This is a genomic window from Streptomyces sp. NPDC031274, from assembly GCF_055570235.1.
In genome coordinates, this window is sequence record NZ_JBVIHP010000026.1 from 16,349 (window position 1) to 28,861 (window position 12,513).

The 12,513-nt window shown below is 66.9% G+C and carries 10 protein-coding genes; all 10 read right to left on the bottom strand.

The window, feature by feature from the left end; all coding sequences use genetic code 11:
- Window positions 1-5 precede the first annotated feature (5 nt).
- Window positions 6-1,934: a 1-deoxy-D-xylulose-5-phosphate synthase gene (gene dxs, locus ACZ5CR_RS33465; protein WP_468864468.1), complete on the bottom strand. Its 1,929-nt coding sequence runs from the start codon at window positions 1,932-1,934 to the stop codon at window positions 6-8.
- Window positions 1,935-2,145: 211 nt separating this feature from the next.
- Entirely contained in the window at window positions 2,146-3,435 is a 1,290-nt protein-coding gene (locus tag ACZ5CR_RS33470; protein ID WP_468864470.1) for a sugar ABC transporter permease, read from the bottom strand.
- On the bottom strand, window positions 3,432-4,220 hold the full coding sequence (locus tag ACZ5CR_RS33475; protein ID WP_468864472.1) for an ATP-binding cassette domain-containing protein: 789 nt from the start codon (window positions 4,218-4,220) through the stop codon (window positions 3,432-3,434). The genes ACZ5CR_RS33470 and ACZ5CR_RS33475 overlap by 4 nt, the downstream gene beginning before the upstream one ends.
- 235 nt (window positions 4,221-4,455) lie before the next feature.
- Entirely contained in the window at window positions 4,456-5,571 is a 1,116-nt protein-coding gene (locus ACZ5CR_RS33480) for an ABC transporter substrate-binding protein (protein ID WP_468864474.1), read from the bottom strand.
- A 120-nt stretch (window positions 5,572-5,691) separates the two neighbouring features.
- Window positions 5,692-6,891 carry an ROK family transcriptional regulator gene (locus ACZ5CR_RS33485; RefSeq protein ID WP_468864477.1) on the bottom strand — a complete coding sequence of 400 codons (1,200 nt, stop codon included), beginning with the start codon at window positions 6,889-6,891 and terminating at the stop codon, window positions 5,692-5,694.
- 199 nt (window positions 6,892-7,090) lie between these two features.
- Complete coding sequence (locus ACZ5CR_RS33490; RefSeq protein WP_468864479.1) at window positions 7,091-7,975, bottom strand: carbohydrate ABC transporter permease; 885 nt, start codon at window positions 7,973-7,975, stop codon at window positions 7,091-7,093.
- Complete coding sequence (locus ACZ5CR_RS33495) at window positions 7,975-8,922, bottom strand: carbohydrate ABC transporter permease (RefSeq protein ID WP_468864482.1); 948 nt, start codon at window positions 8,920-8,922, stop codon at window positions 7,975-7,977. Before ACZ5CR_RS33495 ends, ACZ5CR_RS33490 begins: the two co-directional genes overlap by 1 nt.
- A gap of 93 nt (window positions 8,923-9,015) precedes the next feature.
- Window positions 9,016-10,278, bottom strand: coding sequence for an extracellular solute-binding protein (locus ACZ5CR_RS33500; protein WP_468864484.1), 1,263 nt, complete (start codon window positions 10,276-10,278; stop codon window positions 9,016-9,018).
- 150 nt (window positions 10,279-10,428) lie between these two features.
- Window positions 10,429-11,325, bottom strand: a complete 897-nt coding sequence (locus tag ACZ5CR_RS33505; protein WP_468864487.1) for a carbohydrate ABC transporter permease — start codon at window positions 11,323-11,325, stop codon at window positions 10,429-10,431.
- A gap of 20 nt (window positions 11,326-11,345) precedes the next feature.
- Window positions 11,346-12,212 (bottom strand): carbohydrate ABC transporter permease, encoded by an 867-nt coding sequence (locus ACZ5CR_RS33510; RefSeq protein WP_468864666.1) that lies wholly within the window; start codon window positions 12,210-12,212, stop codon window positions 11,346-11,348.
- Between the last annotated feature and the right edge of the window lie 301 nt (window positions 12,213-12,513).

Here is a 12,513-nt window from a genome sequence, read left to right on the forward strand (position 1 = left end):
TTGACTCAGTCGCGCGCGGGCTCCACGGAGTCCACGGCGGCGGCCGACCGCTCGAACCTGCCGTCCAGCTTGGCGACCAGGCCGGTGACCTGGCGGGAGATGTCCGGGGCCGTCAGACCGATCTCCGCCATGACCTCCTTGCGCGACGCGTGGTCCAGGAAGCGCGGCGGGATGCCGAAGTCACGCAGCGGCACGTCGACGCCCGCGTCGCGCAGGGCCTGGGAAATGGCCGAACCGACACCACCCGCGCGGGAGTTGTCCTCGACGGTGACGACCACGCGGTGCTGCTCGGCGAGCGGGGCGAGCGCCTCGTCGACGGGCTTGACCCAGCGGGGGTCGACGACGGTCGTCGTGATCCCCTGCTTGTCCAGGAGGCCCGCGATCTCCAGGCACATCGGCGCGAGGGCGCCCACGGAGACCAGGAGGACGTCGGGGCGGTCGGTGCCCGCCTTGCGCAGGACGTCCATGCCGCCGACCTTGCCGACGGCCTTGACCGCCGGGCCGACCGCGCCCTTGGAGTAGCGGACGACGGTGGGGGCGTCGTCGACCTCGACGGCCTCGCGCAGCTGGAGGCGGACCTGGTCGGCGTCGCGCGGGGCGGCGATCCGCAGGGTGGGCACGCACTGCAGGATCGACATGTCCCACATGCCGTTGTGCGACGCGCCGTCCGTGCCGGTGACGCCCGCCCGGTCCAGGACGAAGGTGACGCCGCACTTGTGCAGGGCCACGTCCATCAGGAGCTGGTCGAAGGCACGGTTGAGGAAGGTCGCGTACACGGCGAAGACGGGGTGCAGTCCGCCGGTGGCGAGGCCCGCCGCCGATGTGGCCGCGTGCTGCTCGGCGATGCCGACGTCGTAGACCCGGTCGGGGAACTCCTCGGCGAACTTCTTCAGACCGACCGGCTGCAGCATGGCGGCGGTGATCGCGACGACGTCCTCGCGCTCCCGGCCGAGCTTGACCATCTCCTCGCCGAAGACGGACGTCCAGTCCATGCCGGACGCGGCGATGGGCAGGCCCGTGTCGGGATGGATGACGCCGACGGCGTGGAAGTGGTCGGCCTCGTCCTCCAGGGCGGGCTTGTAGCCGCGGCCCTTCTCGGTGATGCAGTGCACGATGACCGGGCCGCCGAAGCGCTTGGCGCGCGTCAGGGCGGACTCCAGGGCCTCGATGTCGTGGCCGTCGATCGGGCCGACGTACTTCAGGCCGAGGTCCTCGAACATGCCCTGCGGGGCGATGAAGTCCTTGAGGCCCTTCTTCGCGCCGTGCAGCGTCTCGTAGAGGGGCCTGCCGACGACCGGGGTGCGCTCCAGGAAGTCCTTGCCGCGGGCCAGGAAGCGCTCGTAGCCGTCCGTGGTGCGCAGGGTCGCCAGGTGGTTCGCGAGGCCGCCGATGGTCGGGGCGTACGAACGCTCGTTGTCGTTGACGACGATCACCAGGGGGCGGTCCTTGGCGGCGGCGATGTTGTTCAGCGCCTCCCAGGCCATGCCGCCGGTGAGCGCGCCGTCACCGATGACGGCGACCACATGGTCGTCCTTGCCCCGCACCTCGTTGGCCTTGGCGAGGCCGTCGGCCCAGCCGAGGACCGTCGAGGCGTGCGAGTTCTCGATCACGTCGTGGTCGGACTCGGCGCGCGAGGGGTAGCCGGACATGCCGCCCTTGGTGCGCAGCTTGGCGAAGTCCTGGCGGCCGGTGAGCAGCTTGTGCACGTAGCTCTGGTGGCCGGTGTCGAAGAGCACCTTGTCCTGGGGCGACTCGAAGACGCGGTGCATGGCGATCGTGAGCTCGACCACGCCCAGGTTGGGGCCGAGGTGGCCGCCTGTCTTGGAGACTGCGTCGACGAGGAAGGCGCGGATCTCGCCGGCCAGCTGGTTCAGCTCCTCCGGGCTGAGCCGGTCCAGATCGCGCGGTCCCCTGATGCGGGTCAGCAGCGGCACCCGTGCCTCCTTGCAGTAGAGCTGTTCGAGCGTTGACCGGATGTTGCCGGGCCTGTTGAGTCTAATGTTCCGTCGTTGACGACGGCGCCTGGGCCGTGAGTTCCGCGTCACGCGATCGGCGGTACGCCGGCGCCGCCCCGGAGGCACACAGAGAGCTGCCCGGCACCGCGCCATTGCGGTACCGGGCAGCTCTGCTCTGGGTTCTGGCAGGTCAGGCGCGTCCTGCCGTCTTCTGGGTCTTACGGGTGATGGAGTCGATCACGACCGTGGCGAGCAGTACGCCACCGGTGATCATGTACTGGACCGGCGTCGCGATGCCTTCGAGCGCCAGGCCGTACTGGATCGAAGTGATGACCATGACACCCAGGAGGGCGTTCCAGGTGCGGCCCCGGCCACCGAAGAGGCTGGTGCCGCCGATGACGGCCGCCGCGATGGCGTTCATCAGGAGGTCACCGGTACCGGCGCCCTGGTTGGCCGCGGCGATCTTGGAGGCCATGAAGAGGCCGCCCACCGCCGCGAACGTACCGGCGATCGCGAAGACCGACGTACGGACCAGGGTGACGTTGATGCCGGCCCGGCGGGACGCCTCGACGCTGCCGCCGAGGGCGAAGACCTTGCGGCCGTAGGTCGTGCGGCGCAGCACGAAGTCGGTGCCGACAAGGACCACCAGGAAGATCACCAGGGCAAGGGGCAGGCCCTTGTACTGGTTGAACATGATCGCGGCGGCGAATGCGACCACGGCCAGGACCGCCGTGCGCACGATGATCTCGCTCAGCGGCCTGGAAGGGACGCCGGCCGCCTCGCGGCGGCGGCTGTCCAGGAAGGAGGAGAGGAAGAACACCACGATCGCCACGATCGCGAGGCCGTAGGCCGCGGCGACGTCCGTGAAGTAGTACGAGGTCAGCTTGGCGATCAGGCCTTCGGAGTCCAGGTTGATCGTGCCGTTGTCGCCCAGGATCTGGAGCATGAAGCCCTGCCAGAACAGCAGGCCCGCCAGGGTGACGGCGAACGCCGGGGCGCCGATGCGCGCGAAGAAGAAGCCGTGGACGGTGCCGATCACGGTGCCGGTGAGGATGGCGACGATCAGCGCGACCCACTCGGGCGCGCCGTGCGTGACGGCGAGCACGGCGGCGACCGCGCCCGCGACACCGCTGACCGAGCCGACCGACAGGTCGATCTCGCCGAGCAGCAGCACGAAGACGATGCCGACCGCGATCATGCCGGTGCCGACCATGGCGACGGAGATGTTGCTGATGTTCTCCGCGGTCATGAAGCGCGAGTTCATCGAGGCGAAGATCGCCCAGATGATGATGAGGCCCGCGACGACCGGTATGGAGCCCAGGTCACCGGCGCGCATCTTCCGCTTGAACTCGGTGATGTATCCGGCGAAGCCCTGCTCGCGCACGAGCAGGCGCGGGTCGACCGCGGTGACGGCGTCGGCGGCGGCCGCGGGGGCGTCGACGGGGGCGTCTTCCGGCGTGGAGGTCTTCTCGATGCTCACTTCTGGACCTCCACGTTGCGCGCCGCGCGACGGGTCACGGCATTTTCCGTGGCGCCGGTGATCGCGGAGATGATCTCTTCCTGCGAGGTGGTCTTCACGTCGAAGACCCCGTTGTTCCGGCCGAGCCGGAGCACTGCCACCTTGTCCGCGACGGCCTTGACGTCCGCCATGTTGTGGCTGATGAGAATGACCGCGTGGCCACGCTCGCGCAGCCGTTCCACCAGGTCCAGGACCTGGGCGGTCTGCTCGACGCCCAGGGCGGCGGTGGGCTCGTCGAGGATGACGAGCTTGGGCTCGCCGAGCATCGAGCGGGCGATCGCCACCGTCTGGCGCTGACCGCCGGAGAGCGAGGCGATCGGGATGCGGACGCTGGGTATGCGGATCGACAGCGTGGTGAGGAGCTCGCGGGCGCGGCGCTCCATCTCGACCTCGTTGAGCACGCCGCGCCTGCGCAGCTCACGACCGAGGTAGAGGTTGCCGACGACGTCGAGGTTGTCGCACAGCGAGAGGTCCTGGTAGACCGTCGCGATGCCCAGGTTCTGGGCGTCGTGCGGCTTGTTGATCTGGACGGCCTTGCTCTCCCACTCGATGACGCCGTCATCGATGGGATGCACGCCGGCGATCGTCTTGACCAGCGTGGACTTTCCTGCGCCGTTGTCGCCCACCAGGGCGACCACTTCACCGGCGTGGACCTCAAGCTCTACATCGGTGAGCGCCTGGACGGCACCGAATCGCTTGGAGACCCCGCGCAACGCCAACACGGGCGTAGCGGACACGTGAACCATCTCCTTCGCCGCCTGACCGGCGGGAGGTTGAACAGAAGAGAACGAGAAGAACCAGAAGTACGAGAAGAGCCAGCAGAGCCAGAACTCGGCTCGGCTCAGCTCGGCTCAGCTCAGCGAGAGCCGAAGAGCGACCAGAGCGCGTTTCTGTCCGGCGCCCCGCCATAGCTGCGGGGCTGTTGGAGCGGAGCGCCGGACAGAGCTCAATGGTGGTGAAGTCCCGGCGGAACGGGGGGACTTACTTCAGGCCGACCTTGGCGCAGTCGGCCTTGTACTTGGCCGTGCAGATCTCGTCGACCGAGTAGATGCCTTCCTTGATGACGGTCTCCTTGATGTTCTTGTCGGTCAGCGAGACGACCGGCACGAGCACCGTGGGAACGCCCTTCGTGGTGGGGCTGTCGACCTTCGTCTTGGCGATGGAGTCGAGCTTCTCGCCCTTGCCGAGCGCGACGGCCATCTCCGCGGCGACCTTGGCCTCCTGCGGGTAGGACTTGTAGACGCTCATGAACTGCTCGCCCGCGACGATGCGCTGCACACCGGCGAGTTCGGCGTCCTGTCCGGTGACCGGCGGAAGCTTGGAGATGCCCGCGGCCTTGAGCGCGGTGATGATGCCGCCCGCCATGCCGTCGTTCGCGGAGTAGACGCCGACGATCTTGTCCTTGCCGATCGCCGAGATCGCGCCCTCCATGTTGGCGTTGGCGTTGACCGCCTTCCACTCCTTGGTGTCGTACGACTTGCCGATCTTGACCTTGCCCTTGAGCTCGGACTCGGCGCCCTTCTTGAAGAGCTTGGCGTTCGGGTCGGTGATCGCGCCGTTCATCATCACGATCTCACCGTCCTTCGCCTTGTCGCCGAGCTCCTCGACCAGGGCCTTGCCCTGGACGCGGCCGACCTCTTCGTTGTCGAACGAGGTGTACGCGTCGATGGGGCCCTCGGCGAGGCGGTCGTACGCCACGACCGGGATGCCTGCTTCCTTGGCCTTCTTGACCGACCCGGCGATCGCCTTGGAGTCCACCGCGTCCACGATCAACACGTCCACCTTGTTGGTGATCATCGTGTCGGCCTGCTGGTTCTGCGTGGACGCGTCCTGCTTGGCGTTCGCGTAGGTGACCTTGCCCTTGCCGTCGGTCAGATCCTTGACGGTCTTCTCGATCAGCGGCTTGTCGAACTTCTCGTAACGCGCGGTCTCGTTCTCCGGCAGGAGCAGACCTATATTCAGCGCGTCGCCCTTCTTGGACCCGCCCTCATCACCCTTGTCACCGTCGGATTCCTTGGCGCTGCCACAGGCAGCAAGGGTGACGGCCATCGTGGTGGCGGCAACGGCAACGGCGGCACGACGCATACGCGTGTTCATTCGGGAGCCTCCCTGACGTGGCCGCGTCGTTGCGGCCGAGGTGGCTCGAAGTCAACTCGGCCGCCACACCGGCGTCAAGGAGTAAATCCTTAACGAGATGACAACGGTGCCATGCGTTATCTAAGTGAAGGCAGGTGCCGACGCGGACAGGGAACCGTCCAAAAGCGTCGAATCGCCCATCTCGCTGAGCGCGAGAGCCAGCGCGCCCAGGACTTCGGCACGGCCCCCGAGGGCCCCGGGAAGCACGGAGAGCTGGCGCGCGGCACTGGGGATCGCATAGCGCCCCACGGACTCCCTGATGGGCCCCAGGACCAGCTCACCGGCCTCCGCGAGATCACCGCCGAGTACGACCCTGCTGGGGTTCAGGAGGTTGCAGAGGTTCGCCACACCGCTGCCGATGTGCCGCCCGACGTCCGCGATCACGCGCCGGCAGCCCGGGTCGCCCTCACGCGCCAGGGAGACCACGCGCTCCATGGTCAGCTCGGTGCCGTGGCTCGACTGGAGCAGGGGCAGCACATAGCGGGCCGCCGTGAAGGTCTCCAGGCAGCCTCGGTTGCCGCAGCGGCAGACCGGGCCCGACTCGTCCAGGGTGATGTGCCCGATCTCGCCCGCGGTGCCGCCGGGGCCGCGGTAGATCCGTCCGCTGATCACCAGTCCGGCGCCGACACCGCTCGCGACCTTGATGTACGCGAGATCCTTGACCCCCCGGCCGCTCCCCCAGACCAGCTCGCCGAGCGCGCCGAGGTTGGCGTCGTTGTCGACGTGCACGGGGACGCCGATGCGGTCCTTGAGCTCTTCCGCGGGCTTGGTTCCTGTCCAGCCCGGCAGGATCGAGGTCGAGCCGAGCGTCCCCGACTCCACGTCGATGGGTCCCGGCACGCCGAGACCGATGCCCGCGATCTTCTCGCGGTCCACGCCGGTCACCGAGATCAGCCTGCTGACCAGCTGCTCGGCGCGGTCGAAGCCCTGCGCGGCGGACGCGTCCACGTCCAGCGGCTCGGACTCCTCGGCGAGCACCTGGTGGGCGAGGTTGCCGACCGCCACGCGCAGGTGCGTATGGCCGAAGTCGACGCCGATGACGATGCCCGCGTCGCCGCTGAGCGAGACGCTGCGGGCCCTGCGGCCCCCTGCCGAGGTGGGCGTGACCTCGACCGTTCCGCCGTCCTTGAGCTCGCGGACGATGTTGGAGACCGTGGCCGCGGACAGACCTGTCGTCCTGGCGATCTCCGCCTGAGTGAGCGACCCGGCGAGCCGTACGGCACGTACGACCCGTTCGAGATTGGCCCGGTGCAGCGACGACTGCGACCCCGGAGTCTCCATTGACTCAGCCACCCTTTTCGGTATGACGTAACGGCTACTTCGCCGCCCGTACAAGTTGTGAACTCCAAGCTCTGCTGAACGGGTTAGCGCAGTCAAGTCCTTGACCCAAATCAGCACTCTTGAACAGCGGGACAGGCCGGGTCCAAGTGGCGAGGATGTACCCCAAACCACCCAGACCCGGCCTGCGAGGGCCGATCCGTTACTTGACCGAACCCGCGGTGAGACCCGAGACGACGTGCCGCTCGATGAAGGCGAACAGCACGATGACCGGCACGATCGCCACCACGGAGGCCGCGAAGAGGTAGTTCCACTCCACGGTGTAGGCGCCGATGAAGTTGTTGATGCCGACGGTCAGCGGCTGTTTGTCTGGCTCGGTGGTGAGCGTGAGGCCCATCACGAACTCGTTCCACGAGGTGATGAAAGTGAAGATCACCGCGGTGACGACGCCCGGCAGCGCGAGCGGCATCGTCACCTTGATCATGGCGCCGAACCGGCTCGTGCCGTCCACCATCGCCGCCTCCTCCAGCTCGGGCGGGATCGAGCTGATGTAGGCCGTCAGGATCCACACCGCGAACGCGAGGTTGAACGCCGCGTTGGTGATGATCAGCGTCCAGACCGAGTTGAGCATGTCCAGCTGGTGGAACTCGCGGTAGAGACCGACGAGGAGGGCGGTGGGCTGGAACATCTGCGTGATGAGGACGAGGAGCAGGAAGGCCTTGCGTCCGCGGTACCGCATGCGGGCCGTGTAGTACGCGGCGGGCAGCGAGACCAGGAGCACCAGAAGTGTCGCGCCGCCCGCGACCAACAGGGTCACCTGGAGGTTCTGGCCGAGCTCCGACTCCTTCCAGACCTCGATGAAGTTCGACCACTCAAGGTCGGTCGGCAGATAGGTCCGGTCCCGCAGCTCGCTCTTGGGGCGCAGCGCGGTGATCACCATCTCCAGGTACGGAGCCAGGAAGATCGCCGCGAGCGCCCAGGCGGCCACCGTGATGACCAGTGTGCGCGGTCGGAACGTGCGCTTGGGCTTGAGCTGCTGCGGGGGGCCCTTGCGGGACCCCTCGCGGGGCGCCGTCGCGGTGGCCATCAGTCCTCCTCGTTCCACCGGCTGACCTTCAGGAAGATCAGCACGAGCACGACGACCATCGCGAAGTTGACCACGGACATGGCGGCGGATTCGCCGATGTCGGTCTCCTTCAGCTTGTACATGAACACCATGGTCGTGGAGGTGTCATAGCCGGGACCGCCCTGCGTCATGGCCCAGATGATCGGGAAGGAGTTGAAGACGTTGATGAGGTTGATGACCACACCGACGAGGAACGCGGGCCGCAGCATCGGCACCGTGATGTGACGGTACGTCTGCCAGGGACTCGCCCCGTCGATCCGCGACGCCTCGTAGACCTCGCCCGGGATGGTCTGCAGACCGGCGAGCAGTGTGTACGTGGTGAAGGGCAGCGACACGAAGATCGCGACGGCCATCATCCACGGCCAGGCCGTCCCCGGTTCGCCGAGCCAGTCCTTGGACTTGTCGATGAGGCCGAGGTCCAGCATCAGCGTGTTGAGCACGCCCGCGGTCTGGTTGAGCATCCACTTGAAGCCGATGGCGGTCATCAGGACGGATGCCGCCCAGGGCGCGATGAGCGCCCAGCGGGTGACGGTGCGGCCGGGGAACTTCTGGTTGAAGAGCTGGGCGAGGGCGAGCGAGAGCAGCATCGTCACGCTCACGACGACGACGGTCCACACGACCGTCCAGAGCAGGACCGCCCCGAAGTCGGTCTCCTCGAAGAGCTTCTTGTACTTGTCGGTCCCCGCGCTGCCGCGCACGATCCCGGCGATGGAGATGTTGAGGAACGAGGTGCGGATCAGCTCGACGACCGGCCAGATGACCACGGCGAGGATCAGCAGGATGACGGGCGCTATCCAGGGCAGCGGGCCGAGTCGCGCGATACCGCTGCGACGGCTCACCGGCCTGGGCGCGCGCCCGCTCCGTCCCCGGCCGGTGTCGGCCGGGGGCGGAGGGGCCTTGAGTGACACAAGGTCTCCTAGCGAACGGGACTACGGGACGAAGTACGGCTGCATGCCTGCCGCGTACGGGCTGCGTGCCTGCCAAGTGCGGATGACTGCCTGCTACTTGTTCTCGGCAGCCGCCGCTTCGGCCTTCTTCTGGAGGTCGCCGAGGACCGTCTTGGGGTCGTCACTCACGGCCTTGCCACCGGTCTTCTTCATCTCGGCGGAGATGACGTCCCAGGAGGTGTCGCCGAGCGGGTAGAACTTGGCGTTCGGCAGGACCTCGAAGAAGGGCTCCAGGTCCTTGTGCTTGCCGCTGGTCTGCATCGTCTTGAGGGTGTCCTGGGTGACGGGCATCAGGTTGTACATCTCGTCGAACTGCAGCATCTTCTTGGAGTACGTGAAGTCCAGGAACTTCTTCACGCCTTCCTTCTCCGCGCCGCCGTCCTTGAACGCCATCATCCAGTCGGCGACACCGAGGGTGGAGTCGAGCGGGCCCGTCTTGCCGGGGATCGGCGCGACGTCGTAGTCGACCTTGCCGTCCTTGGCCATCTGGATCAGGCTCGGGTGGCCGTTGAGCATGCCGACCTTGCCCGCCGCGAAGTCGGCGAAGGCCGTCTTGCGGTCCGTGGAGGCCGGGTTGGAGTACGTGAGACCGGGCTTGACCAGGTTCTTCTGCAGCCAGTCGAAGGTCTCTACGTTCTTGGCGCTGTCGAGCGTGTACTTGCCGCTCGCGTCGGTGTAGCCACCGCCGTTGCCCAGCTCCCACATCATCGTCTCGCCCTGGGTCTCCTCGGGGCCGAGCGGGAGGGCGTACGGCGTCTCGGCGGCCTTGGACGACTTGATCTTCTTCGCCGCGGCGGCGACCTCGTCCCACGTCTTGGGCGGCGTCTTCACGCCCGCCTTCTTCAGGACGGCCTTGTTGTAGAACATCACGCGGCTCGACGAGACCCACGGGATGCCGTACTGCGTGCCCTTGACCTCGCCGGCCTTGGCGAAGGTGGGGATGAGGTTCTGCTGCGTCTTGGGCGAGAGGACCTCGTCCGCCTTGTAGAGCAGATCGTCCGCGACCTTGTCGGCGTAGCCGCCGGTCTGCAGGAGGTCGGGCTGGTTGCCCGCCTGGATCATGTTCTTGACGGACTTGTCGATCTCGTTCCAGTTGATGACCTGGACGTCGACCTTGTAGCCCTTGTTCTCCTTCTCGAACTCCTTCTTGACGCCGTCCCAGTACTTCTTGGAGGCGTTGGAGGCCTTGTCGCCGTAGTCGGCGGCGACGAGCTTGATGGTCTTGCTGTCGCCGCTGTCGCTGTCACCGCCACAGGCACTGAGTCCCAGTGCCATCGCGAGCGTCGCCGCACCGGTGGCGATCAATCGATTCCTCATGCTGTTCAACCCTTCGACATCGGTGTCGACTTGAACGCGGGCAAAAGGTTCCCCCCGCGGCGCCGTGGGGCCGACATTACTCACGGCCGGAATTGGCGCAACAGGCCTAGACCACTTTCGTGGCCAAGCTGAAATCACCTGCGCGCGGGGTCACTTGATGGCCCCCGCGGTGAGGCCCGCCTGCACCTGCCGCTGGAACACCGCGTACACGACGAGCACCGGAACCATCGCGATCGTCAGGCCCGCGAAGAGCGCGCCCCAGTCACCCCGGTAGCCCTGCGAGACCGCGAGCGTGGCGAGCCCCTGCGGCAGCACGTAGCTCTTCTCGTCCTCGTTGTTGAGCAGCAGCGGAAGCAGGTACTGGTTCCACTGGCCGAGGAAGTTGAAGATGCCGATGCTGACCAGACCCGGCTTGGCCATCGGCAGCATGATCTGGAAGAACGTGCGCGTGTGCGAGGCCCCGTCGACCATCGCCGCCTCCTGCACGCCGGTCGGCAGGGTCCGGAAGAAGGACGTCAGGAAGAAGACGGTGAAGGGCAGCGAGTACGCGATGTACGCGATCATCAGGCCGGGACGGGTGTCCAGGAGGCCGAAGTTCTCCATGACCGCGAAGAGCGGCACGAGCGCGAGGATGACCGGGAACATCATGCCGCCCGCGAAGAGCATGAAGACGATGCGGTTGCCCGGGAAGGTGAAGCGGGCGATCACGTACGCGGCCATCGAGCCGAGGAGCATGGTGCCGGTCAGCGACCCCGCCAGGATGATCAGCGAGTTGAGCGTGTACTGACCGATGTTGGCCTCGGTCCACGCGTTCGTGAAGTTCTCCCAGTGGAAGGAGGACGGCCAGCCCATCGGATCGCTGAGGATGTCCACCGAGGGGCGGAACGCGGTGAGGGCGACCCAGATGAGGGGCCCGGCCGCGAGGATCACCCACAGGGCGAGGAACGCGTGCGAGAAGACGTTCAGCGTGGCCCCGCTCCTGGAGCCCGTCTCACGGCGGGGCTCGTCGGCGGGCTCGGTGCGGGGCGCGGTGGTGGAGGTGGTCATGATGCAGTGCTCCCGCGGTCTCAGTATTCGATCCGGTCGCGATTCCCGATCCTCATGACGATCAGCGAGAACGCCATGCTGAGGACGAGGAGGACGACGCCGATGGAGGTGGCATAGCCGTACTGGCCGTCACGGAATCGTTCGTAGAGGAAGACCGGGGTCACCTTCAGGACGTGCTCGGGCACCATGACCAGGACGATCGCGAACGAGTCGAGCGCCTGGATGCCCATGTAGATCCAGCCCGTCCGTACGGTGTCCCAGATCAGCGGAAGCGTCACGCTGAAGAAGGTCCGCCCCCGGCCCGCGCCGTCGAGCAGCGCGGCCTCGTAGATGTCCCTGGGGATCGCGCCCATCGCGGCGGAGAAGAGGACCACGTAGAAGCCGACGAAGCTCCAGCAGATCACGACGAGTACGGCGATGACGGCGAGGCCGCGGTCGCCGCCGAGCCAGGCGGGCCCGTCGATGCCCACCTTGTCGAGACCGCCGTTGATCAGGCCACTGTTGGTGTTGAGGACGCGGCCCCAGACGACGGCGATGATGGCGACGGACAGGACCTGCGGGAAGAAGTAGACGACCTTGTAGAACGAGGAGCCCGCGACACCGGCGATGGCCTGGCCCCTGCGGTGCCTGCCGCCCGACGTGATCATGTAGGCGAAGAACATGCCGAGCATGAGCGTGATCACCGGGGCGACGATCGCGAGGACGACGCTCACTTGGAGCGAGTCCCAGAAGCGTTCGTCGTTCCACATCTTCGTGAAGTTGTCGAAGCCGATGAAGTTCGCCACCGGCCCGCCGGACCAGTCGGTGAACGAGTAGTAGATCGCCTGCACGAAGGGCGAGATGACGAAGAGGGCGTAGAACGCGAGCGGCACGCTCAGGAAACCCATGATGAAGCGGTACTTGTCGAGCGTGCGGTAGCGCCGGTCGTAGCGCACGCTCTCGGGGGTGAAACGGGGCGGAAGGAGCACCGCCAGGAGGAACAACAGCCGGTTCGGCGCCTTGGGTGCGGGCGTCCGTTCCGTCGTCTTCTTCGGGGGTGGGGAATCGTCCACCCGGGTGTCGGTCGTCATGCTGCTCCGCCCCGCCTCGCTCACATACCTGAAGTCTCGGTTCCGATGCCGGTTCCGATACCGGTTCTGTTCCCGGTTCTGATCCCGGTTCCGATGCCGGTTCCGGCGGTGGTTCCAG

Coding starts and splice junctions, on each gene's coding strand:
- ACZ5CR_RS33480 (WP_468864474.1), bottom strand. CDS start 5,571: ATGAACACGCGTATGCGTCGTGCCGCCGTTGCCGTTGCCGCCACCACG.
- ACZ5CR_RS33490 (WP_468864479.1), bottom strand. CDS start 7,975: ATGGCCACCGCGACGGCGCCCCGCGAGGGGTCCCGCAAGGGCCCCCCG.
- ACZ5CR_RS33475 (WP_468864472.1), bottom strand. CDS start 4,220: ATGGTTCACGTGTCCGCTACGCCCGTGTTGGCGTTGCGCGGGGTCTCC.
- ACZ5CR_RS33510 (WP_468864666.1), bottom strand. CDS start 12,212: ATGGGTTTCCTGAGCGTGCCGCTCGCGTTCTACGCCCTCTTCGTCATC.
- ACZ5CR_RS33500 (WP_468864484.1), bottom strand. CDS start 10,278: ATGAGGAATCGATTGATCGCCACCGGTGCGGCGACGCTCGCGATGGCA.
- ACZ5CR_RS33485 (WP_468864477.1), bottom strand. CDS start 6,891: ATGGAGACTCCGGGGTCGCAGTCGTCGCTGCACCGGGCCAATCTCGAA.
- ACZ5CR_RS33505 (WP_468864487.1), bottom strand. CDS start 11,325: ATGACCACCTCCACCACCGCGCCCCGCACCGAGCCCGCCGACGAGCCC.